16 protein-coding genes, 1 tRNA gene and 1 pseudogene are annotated in these 17,186 nt (G+C 40.4%); 10 read left to right on the top strand and 8 right to left on the bottom strand.

Translation table 11 applies throughout. The features are described 5' to 3' along the window. Positions 1-63 precede the first annotated feature (63 nt). The gene (gene ettA / locus FDF36_RS00945; RefSeq protein ID WP_005776885.1) at positions 64-1,752 is read right to left on the bottom strand and encodes an energy-dependent translational throttle protein EttA; all 1,689 of its coding nucleotides are present in this window, start codon (positions 1,750-1,752) and stop codon (positions 64-66) included. A 116-nt stretch (positions 1,753-1,868) separates the two neighbouring features. Here ettA and FDF36_RS00940 point away from each other — a divergent pair. After that, a tRNA-Lys gene (locus FDF36_RS00940) sits at positions 1,869-1,941 on the top strand. Positions 1,942-2,183: 242 nt separating this feature from the next. Then, positions 2,184-3,404: a site-specific integrase gene (locus FDF36_RS00935; protein ID WP_220389978.1), complete on the top strand. Its 1,221-nt coding sequence runs from the start codon at positions 2,184-2,186 to the stop codon at positions 3,402-3,404. A 316-nt stretch (positions 3,405-3,720) separates the two neighbouring features. Here the strand turns inward: FDF36_RS00935 and FDF36_RS00930 are convergent, their stop codons facing one another. From FDF36_RS00930 to FDF36_RS00915, 4 genes are all read right to left on the bottom strand, one after another. Further along, a complete protein-coding gene (locus FDF36_RS00930) occupies positions 3,721-4,248 on the bottom strand; it encodes a GNAT family N-acetyltransferase (protein ID WP_220389977.1) in 528 nt (175 codons plus the stop codon). Between the two features lie 93 nt (positions 4,249-4,341). Then, complete coding sequence (locus tag FDF36_RS00925; RefSeq protein ID WP_117988208.1) at positions 4,342-4,635, bottom strand: helix-turn-helix domain-containing protein; 294 nt, start codon at positions 4,633-4,635, stop codon at positions 4,342-4,344. Between the two features lie 53 nt (positions 4,636-4,688). Then, complete coding sequence (locus FDF36_RS00920; protein WP_220389976.1) at positions 4,689-4,982, bottom strand: DUF3876 domain-containing protein; 294 nt, start codon at positions 4,980-4,982, stop codon at positions 4,689-4,691. Continuing rightward, the gene (locus FDF36_RS00915; RefSeq protein ID WP_046146521.1) at positions 4,969-5,283 is read right to left on the bottom strand and encodes a helix-turn-helix domain-containing protein; all 315 of its coding nucleotides are present in this window, start codon (positions 5,281-5,283) and stop codon (positions 4,969-4,971) included. The genes FDF36_RS00920 and FDF36_RS00915 overlap by 14 nt, the downstream gene beginning before the upstream one ends. A gap of 227 nt (positions 5,284-5,510) precedes the next feature. Between FDF36_RS00915 and FDF36_RS00910 the strand changes: the two genes are divergently transcribed. After that, positions 5,511-6,275 carry a LuxR C-terminal-related transcriptional regulator gene (locus tag FDF36_RS00910; protein WP_220390457.1) on the top strand — a complete coding sequence of 255 codons (765 nt, stop codon included), beginning with the start codon at positions 5,511-5,513 and terminating at the stop codon, positions 6,273-6,275. A 33-nt stretch (positions 6,276-6,308) separates the two neighbouring features. On the opposite strand, the gene FDF36_RS00905 is transcribed toward FDF36_RS00910, so the two are convergent. Together FDF36_RS00905 and FDF36_RS00900 are read right to left on the bottom strand one after the other, a co-directional pair. Further along, positions 6,309-6,611 carry a TIGR04076 family protein gene (locus FDF36_RS00905; RefSeq protein WP_220389975.1) on the bottom strand — a complete coding sequence of 101 codons (303 nt, stop codon included), beginning with the start codon at positions 6,609-6,611 and terminating at the stop codon, positions 6,309-6,311. 55 nt (positions 6,612-6,666) lie between these two features. Then, positions 6,667-7,260 (bottom strand): nucleotidyltransferase domain-containing protein, encoded by a 594-nt coding sequence (locus FDF36_RS00900; protein ID WP_220389974.1) that lies wholly within the window; start codon positions 7,258-7,260, stop codon positions 6,667-6,669. 126 nt (positions 7,261-7,386) lie between these two features. Here FDF36_RS00900 and FDF36_RS00895 point away from each other — a divergent pair, with 126 nt between their 5' ends. From FDF36_RS00895 to hemG, 5 genes and pseudogenes are all read left to right on the top strand, one after another. Continuing rightward, positions 7,387-9,438, top strand: a complete 2,052-nt coding sequence (locus FDF36_RS00895; protein WP_220389973.1) for a HelD family protein — start codon at positions 7,387-7,389, stop codon at positions 9,436-9,438. A 462-nt stretch (positions 9,439-9,900) separates the two neighbouring features. Beyond that, the gene (locus FDF36_RS00890) at positions 9,901-10,293 is read left to right on the top strand and encodes an SH3 domain-containing protein (protein WP_220389972.1); all 393 of its coding nucleotides are present in this window, start codon (positions 9,901-9,903) and stop codon (positions 10,291-10,293) included. 77 nt (positions 10,294-10,370) lie between these two features. Further along, complete coding sequence (locus FDF36_RS00885) at positions 10,371-10,643, top strand: TfoX/Sxy family protein (RefSeq protein ID WP_220389971.1); 273 nt, start codon at positions 10,371-10,373, stop codon at positions 10,641-10,643. Positions 10,644-11,120: 477 nt separating this feature from the next. Next, positions 11,121-11,975 (top strand): annotated as a pseudogene (locus FDF36_RS00880) (oxygen-independent coproporphyrinogen III oxidase); the annotation flags it as partial. Positions 11,976-11,977: 2 nt separating this feature from the next. Continuing rightward, positions 11,978-13,366, top strand: a complete 1,389-nt coding sequence (gene hemG / locus FDF36_RS00875; protein WP_220389970.1) for a protoporphyrinogen oxidase — start codon at positions 11,978-11,980, stop codon at positions 13,364-13,366. Positions 13,367-14,285: 919 nt separating this feature from the next. Here the strand turns inward: hemG and FDF36_RS00870 are convergent. After that, positions 14,286-15,563: a S41 family peptidase gene (locus FDF36_RS00870; protein WP_220389969.1), complete on the bottom strand. Its 1,278-nt coding sequence runs from the start codon at positions 15,561-15,563 to the stop codon at positions 14,286-14,288. Between the two features lie 198 nt (positions 15,564-15,761). Between FDF36_RS00870 and FDF36_RS00865 the strand changes: the two genes are divergently transcribed. Next, the gene (locus tag FDF36_RS00865) at positions 15,762-16,325 is read left to right on the top strand and encodes a sugar O-acetyltransferase (protein ID WP_220389968.1); all 564 of its coding nucleotides are present in this window, start codon (positions 15,762-15,764) and stop codon (positions 16,323-16,325) included. Positions 16,326-16,355: 30 nt separating this feature from the next. Further along, positions 16,356-17,174 (top strand): carboxymuconolactone decarboxylase family protein, encoded by an 819-nt coding sequence (locus tag FDF36_RS00860; RefSeq protein WP_220389967.1) that lies wholly within the window; start codon positions 16,356-16,358, stop codon positions 17,172-17,174. The last annotated feature ends 12 nt before the right edge of the window (positions 17,175-17,186 follow it).

Genomic DNA, 17,186 nt, shown 5'->3' with positions numbered 1-17,186 from the left:
TTATAGCTCTATGAAACAAAAAAGCCCCGCAAATCAATTGCGGGGCTTACATATTGTTAAGTATTAGTCAGCTATCAGCTTTCTATATCTCACACGCTTAGGTTCTTCGTTACCAAGTCGTTTCAATTTATTCTCTTCATACTCCGAATAAGAGCCTTCAAAGTAGAACACGTTCGAATCGCCTTCGAAAGCAAGAATATGAGTACAGATTCGATCGAGGAACCAACGGTCATGCGAAATGACAACAGCACAACCGGCGAAATCTTCCAGACCTTCTTCAAGTGCACGCAGAGTATTGACATCAATATCATTGGTCGGCTCGTCGAGCAATAATACATTTCCTTCTTCCTTCAATGCCATGGCAAGGTGCAAGCGATTACGCTCACCACCGGAAAGTACTCCACAAAGCTTTTCCTGATCAGCACCCGAAAAGTTGAAGCGTGAAAGATAGGCGCGTGCGTTAATGTCACGCCCTCCCATGCGGATCAAATCATTTCCGCCGGAAATTACCTGATAAACACTCTTATTCGGATCAATATCTTTATGTTGCTGGTCTACGTAAGCCACCTTCACGGTCTCCCCTACTTCAAATTCACCCTTATCAACTGTTTCCAGTCCCATAATCAAACGGAAAAGAGTTGTTTTTCCGGCACCATTCGGTCCGATAACTCCCACAATACCATTGGGAGGAAGCATAAAGTTGAGATCGTCAAACAACAGTTTATCACCGTAAGCTTTAGCCACATGTTTAGCCTCGATCACCTTATTACCCAAACGAGGACCGTTCGGTATGAAGATTTCCAGTTTCTCTTCTTTTTCTTTCACGTCTTCGTTCAGCAATTTATCGTACGAGTTCAAACGAGCTTTGCCCTTAGCTTGACGTGCCTTGGGTGCCATACGTACCCATTCGAGTTCACGTTCCAGAGTTTTGCGACGCTTGCTGGCAGTCTTCTCTTCCATTTCCATCCGCTTGGTTTTCTGCTCCAGCCAGCTGGAATAATTACCCTTCCAAGGGATGCCTTCGCCACGGTCAAGTTCAAGAATCCATCCGGCCACATGGTCAAGGAAATAACGGTCGTGTGTCACAGCAATTACCGTACCTTCGTATTGCTGCAAATGCTGTTCCAACCAGTCGATAGACTCAGCATCCAAATGGTTGGTCGGCTCGTCGAGCAATAAAATATCAGGTTTTTGCAATAACAAGCGGCAAAGTGCCACACGACGACGTTCACCACCCGAAAGATTAGCCACAGACTGATCTTCGGGCGGGCAACGAAGAGCATCCATTGCACGTTCCAGTTTACTATCCAGATTCCAGGCATCCGTCGCATCAATAATATCCTGCAACTCCCCTTGCCGTGCAAAAAGCTGATCCATCTTGTCCTGATCTTCATAATATTCAGGCAAACCGAACTTCTGATTAATTTCTTCGTATTCGTTCAGTGCATCAACAATGGGTTGCACACCTTCCATTACGATTTCTTTCACTGTTTTAGTGTTATCCAGATAAGGCTCCTGTGCCAGATAGCCTACTGAATATCCGGGAGAAAAGACCACCTCTCCCTGATAAGACTTCTCCAGACCGGCAATAATCTTCAGCAAAGTAGATTTACCCGAACCGTTGAGACCGATAATACCAATCTTAGCTCCATAGAAGAAAGAAAGATAAATGTCTTTTAGCACATTTTTGTTAGGTTGGAAAGCTTTGCTTACTCCCACCATCGAGAAAATTATTTTTTTATCGTCAGCCATATATAAATAATGTATATTGATATTTATGGTACAAAGATAACAAAAATGTTCAGAATTTATTTGCAATTATAAAAAATAGCTCTATCTTTGCACCCGCTTAACAGCAATAAAGGATTGATTCGCTAGCTCAGCAGGTAGAGCACAACACTTTTAATGTTGGGGTCCTGGGTTCGAGCCCCAGGCGGATCACTGAAAACAAAAGAAAAATCAAGCAAATCCCTGATAATCAAGCATTATCGGGGATTTCTTTTTTCTAGCAGGTAGCAGAAAATAGCCGTTTCAAGCATATTATCGGTGGATAAATCGTGGGACTAAAATTTAATCGAAAAAAGTCCCACGAATTTGCATCTTTCTCACTGATACATAGTATTTTGCATAGACTTACTTTGGAAGAGAATACATAGTTTTGTAACTTTAAAAACGATGTAAAAATGGCTCGAAAATCATTTTCTGTATTGTTCTTCATCAAGAAAGGCAAATTATTAAAGAACGGAGAAGCACCCGTGTGCATGAGAATCACCGTAAACGGCTGTATGGTAGATATTTCTATCAAAAGAAGCTGTCCCGTAAACCTATGGAATCAGGCTAAAGAGAATTCAAAAGGCAAAGACCGTATGTCAGTGGAACTGAACCACTACTTAGAAATCACCCGTTCCCACATACACCAAATTTATAGAGAACTAGAAACTTCCGACAAGGTTATCACTGTTGATCTTGTTAGAAAACTGTTTTATGGTGTGGACGAAGATAATAAAACACTATTGCAGGTATTCAGGGAGCATAACGAACAAAGCCGTAAGCTGATTGGCAAAGACTTTGTAAGTAAGACCGTTCAACGGTATGAAACCACTACCCGATATTTGGAAGAATTCATTAAGAAAGAATATCAGCTATCGGATATTGCTCTGAACAACTTGGAAGCCAACTTCATTTCTAAGTTCGATGCTTTTTTGAAGATTGAAAAGGGTTGTGCACAGAACTCTGCTATCACCCGACTAAAGAACTTGAAGAAGATTATCCGCATTGCTTTAGAAAACGACTGGATAAAGAAAGATCCGTTTGCTTACTACCGTTTCAAACTGGAAGAAACCGATCCTGAATTTCTGACAATGGACGAGATTAAGATCATTCTTGCCAAAGAGTTCACCATTAAGCGAGTAGAACAGGTACGAGACGTTTTTGTCTTTTGCATTTTTACCGGTTTGGCGTTCAGCGATGTGAAAGATTTATCACCCGAACACTTGGTAAAAGACAACAAAGGGGAACTTTGGATAAGGAAGAACCGCCAAAAGACAAAAATCATGTGTAACATTCCTGTGTTACCTGTGGCAGCTTCTATACTTGAAAAGTATAAAAATGTGGCAGAATGTACCGGAAAGCTATTGCCTGTATTGAGCAATCAGCGCATGAACAGTTATTTGAAAGAGATTGCCGATGTATGCGGGTTACAGAAAAATCTGTGCACACATTCAGCTCGGCATTCCTATGCCACAAGCATTTGCCTTGCAAATGGCGTGAGCATGGAGAATGTAGCTAAGATGTTGGGACACGCAGATACAAGCGTAACAAAACACTATGCACGGGTACTGGATCAGAATATTCTAAAGGATATGCAAAAAGTTAATAGTTGTCTGTCGGAATTGGCTATATAATAAAGGCAGTAGCCAAAGCCAATATAGAAAAAGGATTGGGAAGAATAAATTTCATTTTCTCAATCCTTTTTTTATTGTAAGTTTTCCAGAACTCAATATGAAACATTGACAAAGGTAAGTTCCGTATTCAGTCCGTTCAAGTCCGAGCCTTCGGTTTAGATGAAAATCTTCCTCTCATTACATTTCGAGCGTATTTTCATCTAAAGACTTGCACAGACTAAATACTTCACTGGAAAAGTCAATGATTCAAATTAAATTCCGAAAAACAATGTTTTCGGGGCTGGCATGAGGAAAGCACCTTCCACTTGATTAGAGTTTAAACAAGTTTCTCATACAAATTGAACCAATCCAGCCCATAGTTGCCAAAGCCTAAATCTACGGTATCAATGTATTCAAAACCGCATTTCTCATAGAGGGAGATTGCCGGAAGATTATTTTCATACACATCCAAACGGATGGATTTTATACCTGATTGTTGAGCCAGTTCAAACGAATAATCCATCAAAACACGACCGATACCCATTTTTAAGAATGAGGGATGCACCACAAAAGTACGTATCACAAAAATACGACTGTAGTCAGCTTCTATTTTCCACCTTACATTATTATAGGCTTCATCGGGATGATGGTCTAAGATAATAGAGCCAGCTATCTTTCCATCATGCCTGACAACAAAAAGAGTATTATTTTCTATGCCAGCAACTGCATCTTCACGGATAGGATAAATGCCTTTTATCCATCCGGGATAATTGGTGGTAGCTGATAGATAATCATTCAGATCATCATATAACTTTTCTAATTCGTCAATATCGGCAGTCGTACCGGATTCTATTACAAACTTCATAATTTCAACTGTTTTGGGATGCAAAGGTATAATTTCCACCTTAATAAAAGAGGTTTCATTTTAAGATAGTGGAAATCATACTCTTTTAGATAGTTATTCTTTCCAGCTTTCAAAGTAGTGCTTTTGGAGCAGCTTATCAATATCGCTCTGGCGATAGATGATTTTACCTTTTATCTGGATAAAAGGGATTAGCCCTGTATCTCGCCACTCTTGCAGGGTTCGCAGACTGACATTCAGTTTTTTGGAAACCTCATTATTAGAAAGAAAGCGTTCCCCGTTCAGGTGGGGCTTGTAATGCTTGACTATAGATTCAATGCCGTCCAGCATCGAATCGAGCGAAGAAATAAATTCTTTGACTTGCGGAGTATCTTTATTTATTAGTTCCATGATTGAAAGATTGTTTTATTGAAATATTGATTTCAAGATTGCTAGATAGCTGGTTAGTTACGCAGATAGTCACCCAGCGATGAAATGCTAAGTACATCTTTTGCCGGATCATAATCTACATAGAGCCGTTTGGATGCAGTGACAATAAAATACTGGCTACCATCTTGCTGTATCTCATAAGTAGCTGGTGAAGCCTGTTTGGTAGTTTCCGATACATATATAATAGAAAGAAGATAGTCTTTATCATTTCGGTAGATGATAACCGTAGGATTCAGATTAATGCTTTCCCATGTACCGACAATGGAAAACAGGTTGAAGGACGGATAATCTTCTTTAGTTCTTTTCATAAGACGTGGTTTGTTTGGGTGATTGATTCTGTGTTTCACTGTCTGCAATAATTCTTTCAATATCGGAAGACTTATAATAAATCTTGCTGCCAATTTGAGAATAAGCCAGCCGTCCACTACTTCGGTAATATTGCAGCGTTCGCTTACTAAAGCCTAACAACAGGCACACTTCCTGACTATCCAGCCAGTTTTCTACTTTCTGGGTATGAGTGCTACACAAACTTTCTATTCGTTTGGCAAACTCGGTGAACCGTTCGCAGACATACGAAAAGGTTCTCTTTTCAATGGTTACTACTTCCATACTTCTAATTTTAAATGGTTTATAAAACGTGTTGATTCTATTTTCTTCGGCAAATGAAAGAAGAATCAAGAGCCGTTTTCAAAACTGTCTGAAAGTGGTATACCCTGTCTACCTCTGGCTCAATCCATTTGGAATATACTCATAGGATATTCTTTTTTTGAATGCATTTACATAGAAAGTCAAATGGAAATAGAGATACGAAAAGATTTATCGCTTATCTTTGCCACATGACTACCAATAAGATAACTCCCGAAGAATTATGGGCAAGACAGCAGATAAGCCCGCTGGATGTGGACTATGATTTGTGGAATGAACGCAGGGCATCCATACAGACATTCTCACAAATGAGCCACAGTTGCATCTTTACGGTAGATGTTTTCAAAGAACGATACGATTTTGCATCCGATAATTTTGCTACTATCTTCGGATATAATCCTACATGGATAAAGACGATTCGGAAGCAGGGTGATTTATTGGAGGAACGAATTCACCCGGACGACCGGGCACAACTCATCGAACACCAGATTGAACACGGACAGTTCATCTATTCACTTCCGCAAGAACAAAGAAATAATTATCAGCAGATATTCCAAATTCGTATGCTGAATGCCCGGCAGGAATATGTGAATGTAATCAGTCGTCACCAAGTGATTCAGAAAGACAAGAACGGAAAGGCATGGATGATTATGGGAGTGATGGATATTTCACCTGACCAAACACCTATGGAGCGAATCAAGCGGACGGTTCTAAATCGGAAAACGGGTGAGATACTTGCATCGGCAGTTGTTCCGACAGACCAACAATTAACCAAGCGGGAAAAGGAAATACTCTTATTAATCCGACAGGGCTTTTTGAGCAAGGAAATTGCTTATAAACTGAACCTTAGTATTTACACGGTGAACAATCACCGCAAGAATATATTGGCAAAACTGAATGTCGATAATGTGATCGAAGCCATCAACCGGGCAGAAAGTTTCGGTATTCTCTATTAACTAAGCACTGGCGTTTTATCTTAATGTACATCATTATTCAATCACTTCAATATAAAAACTAACAGGACGAAAACCATCGTTACACGAAATCATTGCTGAGTGCGGATTTTTCATCCAGCCATCATAGAAGTTACCGCCTCCATTGGCTAATTCCGTAACAAAATAGCTCATTGAACCCCATGCGCTTTCACACAGTTCTTCCGGTTTCTGCCCATCAACTGAAATAAAGGTCGTACCTTGTTCAATATCACAAGTGTGTTCAATCGGATTTTCGTACATAGCCGACAAATCACTATGCTGCACCCTTCTTATAGCTATTATTCTAATCTTTTTCATTTTCAATTTTTGTTACATACGATATATTTGTAGGGTACTTTAAACGTATTTTCCATTACGGCAACCAATCCAAGCTATTTGTCAGCGGATTGGTTTTTCTCCATTGTTCCAGTTCTTTGTAACTACGAACTCCACCCACGAAAACAGCATGATAGATTTCTATGCCGGGAATCTGCACACCGTCCGGCACATCGAATTTAATTTGAAGAATAGTTTGCTTGATTTCCGGGGTAAGTCGGTTCGTTATGGCAGCAGTTACTTTTTCAACCACACCATCATATTTTGAGCCTTTACGAATATGAATCATGTCAAACTTCCACGTGTTCATGTCTTCATCTTCGTAGATGGCGTGCCATTCGATGCATTCTTCTTCTATCTGAATCAGATTCTTATAGTGGACTTCCTTTAAAGAGAGCCGTTCGGCAAGTTCCTGCATCACTGAAAAGCTGGCTGCAATATCCAATGTATCAGTATATATATGCAGGTCTATATCCCTACTCTTTGCCAGCAGACCGGATTTGAGCGAACCTACCAGATGGACAGTTGCCCCAATACGTTCCCATGCTGGGATAATACCGGTATGTTCCAGTATCTTCCAAGCAGTTTGCTGATTATGTAGGGCAAGTTTAAGAATATCCATGTCGTTCATTTTGAGCGTACAAAGATACAAAACTTATGGATATATAGCTATAAATAGCCATTTCCTATCCTATTGGATTGCAGTAATTTTGCGCACCGTTTTGACTCTATTTTCATCCTTTAGCAATAAATTACTATGGTATTCAATCAAACAGAGAAGCAAGAAAGAAGCTATTTGCAGCAAATAATCAATCGGCTGAAGCAGATAATCAGCCATACCGATGTGTCCGTGAAAGACCATGTAGATACATTGGCGGAGTACAAAGACTACCTTTGGAATAATAAAGATATTGATCCACATGAGATACGCTCCATGCGTGAAAGCATCCTGAATCATTTTGCCATAGGCGAAAGTGTAATTGACAAACGCCGACGGCTTGCCAAAATAGTGGATATTCCCTACTTCGGACGAATCGACTTTCAAGAGAAGAGCGAGAGCCATCCGATAATCCCTGTTTATATCGGTATCCACACCTTTCACGATACTGAAAGCCGAACAACTGTAATTTATGATTGGCGAGCACCTATTTCAAGTATGTTCTACGATCATGAACTGGGCGAAGCATCTTATCAATCCCCATCGGGAGAAATTAATGGAGAAATTTCCCTGAAACGCCAATACCGAATCCGAGCTGGAAAGATGGAATTCATGATCGAAAGTGCGCTGACCGTCCACGATGATATACTGCAAAAGGAACTAAGTTCTAATGCAGATGATAAGATGAAGAACATCGTTGCCACGATCCAGCGAGAACAAAACCGGATTATCCGTAATGAGGAAGCCCGAACGCTCATTATTCAGGGTGTGGCAGGTTCGGGCAAAACTTCTATTGCCCTACACCGCATCGCCTACTTGCTATATGCTTTTCAGGGCAGTATCTCTTCAAAAGACATATTGATTGTTTCTCCGAATAAGGTGTTTGCCGATTATATCTCTAACGTCCTGCCCGAACTGGGGGAAGAAACCGTACCCGAAACCAGCATGGAGCAGATACTTTCCGAAGTACTGAATCACAAATACAAATACCTTAGTTTTTTAGAGCAAGTGAATGAATTGCTGACAAAACCAACACCGGACTTTATTGAGCGAATCGAATATAAATCATCTTTCGACTTCATCGCCAGTCTGGATCGCTTTATTTTGCACATCGAAAACCACTACTTTAGAGCAGAGGATGTGAAGCTAACCAAGCATATCACCGTCCCGGCTGAATTTATCGAAGAGCAATTCCACCGTTTCAACCGCTACCCCATGCGCCAGCGGTTTGAGGCAATGACGGATTATATTCTCGATATGATGAAAGTACAATACGCTTTCACTGTGACGACTGCCGAACGGAATTTCCTTAAGAAAGAGATTAAGCGAATGTTTGCCGGAAACAATGATCTGCAAGTCTATAAAGATTTCTTCGCATGGATGGATAAGTCGGAACTGTTTAAAATGCGGAAGAACCGCACACTTGAATATGCCGACTTAGCACCATTGGCGTATCTGCATATCGCTTTGGAAGGTGGTACAAAGAACTATGTTAAACATTTGCTGGTAGATGAAATGCAAGATTATTCTCCAATCCAGTATAAGGTAATACAAAAGCTATTCCCTTGTCGGAAAACGGTATTGGGTGATACCAGCCAGTCGGTCAATCCTTATGGTTCGTCTACTGCGGATATGATTCAGAAAGCTCTTGTCACAGGCGAGGTGATGAAGCTGTGCAAGAGCTACCGCTCTACTTGCGAGATCACTGATTTTGCACAGAAAATACGGACAAATACCGATATTGAACCAGTCGCACGGCATGGAGAGAAACCGAAAGTATTACAATTTAATAATGAGAAAGAAGAACTATCTGCTATTAAAGATTTAATAGTTACCTTTCAGGCATCCGCCTATAAATCACTGGGGATTGTTTGCAAAACCGAATCGCAAGCCTGTGAGATGGCAGATAAATTACAAATTCCTGATATTCATTTCCTATCGAACCAAAGTTCGGCTTTTGTGCAGGGTATTGTTATCACCTCTGCACACATGGCAAAGGGTTTGGAATTTGATGAGGTAATTATTCCACAAACAGACGATAGGAATTATCATTCAGAAATCGACCGGAGTATGCTATATGTGGCGGTCACGAGGGCAATGCACCGTTTAACACTGACATATAGTCGGAACAAAACACCATTATTCTATTAATTTGAAGAATGAAAACGACACGGAGAGAAATGATACAAGCTTTTTTGTTTATAGCCAAAAAGAAAATTATATATTTAGTAGTCGAATTTCCTAGTTTTTCATACTTTCGTATTGTATCAACTAACAAATAGTATTCACTTCTTATGAAACTCTGTATATAGCTACGCTCCTGCGAATAGCCCCTTCAAGAAAGCTATTCGGGTATGACCAAACTCATCTCATAAAAGAGTTTAAATTATTTTATGGTAAAACGCCTTCAAAGATCACTGCTGAATAAAAAGTCCGATTTTTCCTATTTTTGGAAAACTCTATGTTGTAACTTCGCGGCATGGAATTACATAGCATAAAGCAACTGTCAATACTTTATGAATGCTAGTAAAGATGAAGTTAAATATAAACAGTGATTTAAGAAATCGCTAAAAATATAAAAGCAACTATTGAAAATAACTTAATGACAAGATAATGAAACATTTAGATAAATATATTGTTGTGTGCAAATGGGTTGAAAGCTATGAAAGTCCTATTACATTAAAGAAAGATGAAAAAGTTGTAGTCAATTTAGCTATAAAAGAAACTGATCCGGAATGGGTAAATTGGGTTTGGTGTATAGCGGGGAATGGAATGACAGGTTGGGTACCTATACAAATTTTGAACGTATGTGAGACCTTACCGAATGAGCAACAAATAGCTATTGCATTAGAAGACTATTCTGCTTATGAGTTACCAGTAAACCAAAACGAGATAGTAATCGGTTCAAGATGCCTAAATGGTTGGTTATGGTGTCGAAAGGAAAATTCAACCAAAGAAGGTTGGGTACCGATTAGATGTTTAAAGCGATCTATTGAATCATTGTAGAATAAGCATTGCCGAAATGATAAAATAATACCGAATTTGTAGAAAGAAGACTATATATTACGTAATCCATAGTAAAAATGAAATCAAAAATAGACAACAATTTAAGAAATGCGAAGAACATAGGTGCAACTATCGAGAAATACCTTAATGAAATTGGTATATTCACTTTAGCCGATCTTGCAGAAGCAACCTCTGTCAAAGCTTTTATAAAGATACGTGAACAACATCCTGAAAAGACTATACCTGTGTGCTATTATCTATATTCTTTAGAAGGAGCTCTATTAAACTTACACTGGAATGATATTCCATCAGAGTTAAAAAAAGAACTAAAAGATAAAATTCAGGATTAACTATTAGAACAATTTGATTAATGATTAGGCTATTAAAAAAGAATTAGCAGATTGATTCATTTTTACACTCATTAATATAACATATGAGACTACCTTTGCAAAAAACAATAAGTACATTAAAATGATACGATTACAAAATAAAAACAGGTTTTGAAAAGGAAGACATTATTGAGTCCTCAGTTATAAAAGAGGGAGAAATAGTTGATGAACATTTATATAGTATTAGGAAAAAATGAAAATAGATATAGGCGATCACATTATTAGTAAATTATATTTACATGATATAGTTAAAGTGTTGTCCGATGAATTAAGCGGGTCGGAACTGAACACTGTTTTACTGGACGTTTTTAACAAGCGTGTTCAGCAGGAAACTCCCTCGTCTTTACTAAGTAAATATGAGGGCAACAAGCTTGTTAAGCCCGCCTTATTAGAAGATGTTTTAAAATATAAAGAAAATGAATTACGGTGCTATAAATTAACATCGAAGTCCTGAAAACAGTGAATCGCCGTCCTTCCTTAGTAGCGATGGAAGATATCTTTGCTCTGCTACGTGAAAGGGGGGTAAGCATCAACCTTGACTTTCTTTATGGCTTGCCCAAGCAAACAGTAGAGAGCTTTGCCCGTAGTATAGAGCAAGCCATTTCCTTATCACCCGACAGACTGGTCACATTCAGTTACGCCCACGTGCCTTGGATCAATAAACGACAGTTGATTCTGGAGAAATCAGGTCTACCCGATAATCGTGAAAAACGGAATATGTTTGACACTGCTGCCAAGCTATTGCTTGAATCCGGTTATCAATCTATCGGAATGGATCACTTTGTACGCCCAAACGATGAACTGAGTATCGCCATGCAAACCAAAAAATTACACCGCAACTTTCAGGGTTATTGTACCCGACGCACTACTGCACAAGTATATGGCTTGGGCGTAACTGCTATCAGCCAACTCGAATCGGCCTATGCTCAAAACACGAAAGATATTCTCCACTACATCAAGACTATCGGCAAAGGCGAACTATGTATTACCAAAGGCTACGCCCTTTCTCCAACCGAGCAATTAACCAGAGAAGTGATTGAAACCTTAATGTGCAATGGATGCATCGATTGGAAAGCTCTGTCAAACCGTTTGCACGTATCAGTACCGACTCTAAAAGCCGCTACAGCCTATGATGAACAGAAACTGTCGGTCTTTGCCAATGACGGGCTGATTTACTATACTGATGACTATCTTGAGATGACAACCGAAGGTTCGGCATTTGTACGCAACGTAGCCGCTTCACTTGACAAGCTTATGCTCCATACCCCACATTCATATTCAAAACCTTTGTAAAAATGAACCAAGCAGAAACAAAAAATTATCGTTTGCGAGACACGATTATCATTGGTGCAGGTCTCACCGGACTGACTATCGCCTATTACCTCACTCGCAAGGGATGTGATGTCGAAGTAATCGAACAGCAATCCCGCACGGGCGGTCAGATATGTACCTACCACGAAAGTGACTTTACTTTCGAAAGCGGACCGAATACCGGTATAATCTCTCACCCTGAAGTAGCCGAGCTTCTGGAAGCACTCTCTCCAATCTGCCGTTTAGAAACAGCCCGCGAAGCTTCTAAACAACGTCTTATATGGAAAGGTAATCGTTTTCACCCTCTCCCCTCGGGACTGTTCAGTGCAATTGCCACACCATTGTTCAGTACAAAAGATAAATTAAATATCCTATGCGAACCTTTTCGTTCAAGAGGCAACAATCCTGACGAGACCATCGGCGAACTGGTCCAACGTCGCTTGGGCACGTCCTATCTGCATTATGCGGTAGACCCATTCATTTCGGGTGTATATGCCGGTGACCCCATGCGGTTGGTCACCCGTCACGCCCTGCCAAAACTTTATCAGCTTGAACAGACCTATGGCAGCTTCATCCGCGGTGGCATTGCAAAACCGTTTTCATCCCGAAACCAACGCGACCGGCTGGCCACACGAAAAGTTTTCTCTACCCATGGAGGTCTTAGTAATCTGACAGGAGCATTGGAACAGGCCATTGGGAACAAACGATTCTCATTGGGAGCTACTTCAACGTCCCTGATACCTTGTGAGCGTGGTTGGTTGGTTTGCTTTACAGATGCCAACGGGAAGGTTAATCAAATTCGTTGCCGGAAAGTGATAACCACCACACCTGCCTATGCCCTGCCTTCACTTCTTCCTTTTATCCCCACCGAACAAATGAACCGGATCAGCAATCTTACCTACGCTCCTGTTATGCAAGTCTGTGTGGGACTGCATAATACTTATGGAAAAGAGTTCCGCGCCTTTGGGGGATTGGTTCCTTCCTGTGAACAAAAGCCTGTTTTAGGTATTCTGTTTCCATCGGCTTGCTTCGATAATCGTTCCCCCGAAGGTGGTGCATTATATTCATACTTCCTAGGCGGAACAAGACACCCCGAATTTCTGACGAAAAGCAATGACGAAATTACCGAATTAATTGGTACCACCTTGCACGAGATGCTGAATTATCCTGCTGGAATAGCACCCGATCTGATACGCATCTTCCGGCATGAAAAAGCCATTCCCCAATACGAAAGCAGCAGTGGCGACAGGTTTGCTACAATTAACGAACTACAAAAGCAATATCCCGGATTGGTGTTGGCAGGAAATCTCAAAGGAGGAATCGGTATGGCCGACCGAATCAAACAAGCTGTAGAGATCGCCTGCGAAAGATAAGCCTTTAATTTTTAACGTTCTCCTATATTTACAACAGTTTTAGAGAAAACCATCTCTCTTTTTGTATTAAGAACAAAATAAGGATATCTTCTATCAAAATATACCACCGGATTTGAACGTCCATTCGCAAAACTTAGATATTCTACCAAACCTTGCGTTACTATGTCTTTTGAAATATCATTGAGACCAGTTGCTTTATATTATTTAGTTATTCATATTCGATTAACAATTATTTATTTTTTTATCAAGAATTCGCCTTTATTTTCGTTATATTCCATGATGCCGGTGACGCAGAGAAGTAAAGTGATGATTCATTTCAGCTATTTAAATATTTGTCCTTTCAGCATAGTATTTTAGAAAAAGAAAGCGATATCCTAAAATTGCTATCAGAAAATCGTAAAAAGTCCATTCTGACTAACTATTCATTTTCCCAAAAGCAGCGAAACAGAAATGGATTAGTAAGTAATATGCAAATATTCCACATATTTATAGGATGAAAGCAAGAAGCCGTTAACAAGAAGTTAATATCGTAAAAACAAAGAACGAACTTTTCATCAAGAGAAAATTAATATCCCGAAAACAGGAAGTTAACTTCCTGTTTTCGGGATATTAATTTCAGAAAGCAAAACAAGATCAAGCCGTAATAAAAATGATAAACCGAACGAAAAGAAAGGCTGTTTTCTTCCAGAATACAATTATAAATAAACATCGGGAGGATAGCATTTGGGAACCGTTCCGCTATTTTAGCATTCAATTTAATTACAATATTCGTCAATAGCCCTTCATCGTGAGCACGATATTCCCCAAATACAAAACGCATGAATTATGCTATCGCAAAATCCACGCGTTTTTATTCTATTCGTCATCGTCAGCCTGCAAAGAAACGTTTCTCCGCATTTCTAAAATACAAAATGACAGATTACTTTTCAGTTACTCCACTCATTGTTTTCAATGCTACATTCAGCAATGTCTCATTCGTATTGCCAAAAGGCAGATAAGTGCTTAAATAAGAATCCTCGTTATATTCGTATGCAGGTTTGAACCCGTTGGCATAATCTGATTTTTCTTGTACGTTGAATACATTACATACAACCAGATTCAGGATGAACCGGTCCGTCGGATGAACAAACGGCTCTGTAGCAACATATTCTCCCGCAGTTTGAGTTCCTATCAATATCACTTTCATATAAGGGTTAAGGCAATTGATAACCATTTCCGCAGCTCCTCTCGTAGCGTTGGTAGTCAATACATAAACAGTGGACAAATTGAGATTCGCACCCGACTGGATAAGTGCCGGGTTAAACGTCAGATCCTGATTCGATTCTACACGTTTATCACTATACCTCAATAAAGCAAGCAATTGATTCATTTTATCAGCCGGTGCGAGCATTGTACAGAGCAACTGTACACAATCTAAACTGCCGCCGGTGTTATATCGAAGATCTAACACAAACTCATTTACACCATCTGTCTGGAATTCCCGGAAAACTTTCCGTAAATCGTCGTTATAGGCTTGACTATCCGCTGTCGGTCCTGCTTTAAACTTATTGTACATCAGATACCCAACCGTTTTTCCATCCCAAGGAATAACATTGAAATAATGGACAGGTTTATCGATCAAAGAACGTGAAGCAGGTATCGTTGTGTCTCCTATCGATACGACACTACCTGTTGTTTTGCCATCTTCCCCAACTACCTCTTTATATGCACCTATTTGAAGTGTCCGGACACCTCCTTGTTGCAATTCCGGCTCTACCTTTTTTGTGATATAATCTCCATCTAACATCATAATCCAATGCCCACGCTTCAATCCGGCTTCTTCGGCCGGCGAACCTGGAACAACATAAGAAATCAGAGCATTATAAGCCGTATCGTTATCAAGCACTTTATATAGGCTATAGTTGAAACCATAGCTTGGGATAGGCTCGTCAAGCAAAGAGTCGATCTTGCTGAAGCCTTTATCCATGGAAGCGACAGCTTTCTTCAGAAACGCTTCCGGTTTCTGGAAATAGTCCGGAGCAGCAGGTGATGGCATATCTCTATACCACAGATACTCCTGACGCATCACACTGTCTATCCAAATATCGCGTCCCGTCTCTGGATAATATTCCGGCCAGCGGTCTACACCACAGGAAAAAAGACTTGTCAGTATAAGAGTTCCCAGTAAGGGAAGTATCAATCGTTTTCCTCTTTTCATAATTTATAGGCAATCTTAATCTGCGCAAATGTAGTGAATACTTAGCTTTCATACCACAATTACGATATAAAAAAGATAATGGTGAAGTGAGTTAAAACGGAAAAATGGTATGAGAATCTGTAATTCGGATACAGCACTTTCTCTGATACCCGGTACTTTTGCATATAGTATCAACGTAAAAATAGAAAAGAAAGAAATATGACGATCAGAGAATTTAAAGAGCATGTAAAAACAAGGAAACTCCTTGATACAGAAGGAATCCATCAATTCATGGATGTCATGAGTAACGAAGCAAGACGTGTCACATTTCAACTCAACACGGCATATCATACGCCCAACGAGGTACGAGAACTGCTTTCTGAACTGTTCGGTTATCGTGTTCCCTCTTCATTTCGTGTATTTCCTCCGTTTTACACGGATTTCGGTAAGAACATTACTATTGGCGAAAATGTGTTTATCAATGCCTGCTGCCATTTTCAAGATCATGGTGGGATTACAATCGGTGACGGTTGTCAGATCGGGCATAATGTGGTTTTCGCCACACTCAACCACGGACTGCTACCCGAAGAGCGCAAGTCCACCCAACCCGCCCCAATCGTACTCGGCAAGAACGTGTGGGTAGGCTCCAATGCAACCATTCTTCAAGGAGTAAGCATCGGAGACAATGCCATTGTCGCAGCGGGAGCAGTAGTAACCAAAGATGTCCCGTCTGATGCCGTCGTCGGTGGAGTGCCGGCAAAGTTTATCAAAACAATCCGATAAAACAATTACTTCATTATAACATATATCATTATGAACAAAGTTTTTTTATTTTTATTATTCAACTTTTTGACAATAACAAGTATGGCACAAGAAAAAATCAAACAGACAGCCGGGCGCGATCAACTTGGTGACTTTGCCCCTAAATTTGCGGAACTCAACGACGATGTCCTTTTCGGCGAAATCTGGAGCCGCACTGACAAACTCAGTCTGCGTGACCGTAGTTTGGTTACGATCACTTCACTCATTAGCCAAGGTATAACGGATAACTCACTGACGTTCCATCTCCAGTCGGCCAAGAATAACGGTATCAGTCGCACGGAGATATCCGAAATCATCACACATATAGGCTTTTATGCAGGATGGCCGAAAGCATGGGCCGCTTTTCGGCTTGCTAAGGAGGTATGGGCAAAAGATACAACCGGTGTAGATGCAAAGGCCGCTTTCCAGCGTGAAATGATATTCCCGATAGGAGAACCTAACACAGCCTATGCGCAGTATTTCACCGGTAATAGCTACCTTGCACCCATATCGCGTGAACAGGTTAATATCTCCAATGTCACATTCGAACCCGGTTGCCGAAATAATTGGCACGTTCATCATGCGAAGAAAGGTGGCGGACAGATGCTGATCGGTATAGCAGGCCGCGGCTGGTATCAGGAAGAGGGTAAACCGGCGGTAGAAATTCTTCCCGGTACAGTCATACATATCCCTGCCAACGTGAAACACTGGCACGGTGCAACAGCCGAAAGTTGGTTCGCGCACCTTGCATTCGAAATTCCCGGGGAAGACTCCTCTAACGAATGGCTGGAACCTGTGCCTAATAAAGAATACAATAAACTCCCCCAATAATGACAGATCAGT

This window comes from Bacteroides fragilis (assembly GCF_019583405.1).
In the GTDB taxonomy this organism is placed as follows: Bacteria; Bacteroidota; Bacteroidia; order Bacteroidales; family Bacteroidaceae; genus Bacteroides; species Bacteroides fragilis_B.
This window is presented reverse-complemented; position numbering and strand designations above follow the sequence as displayed.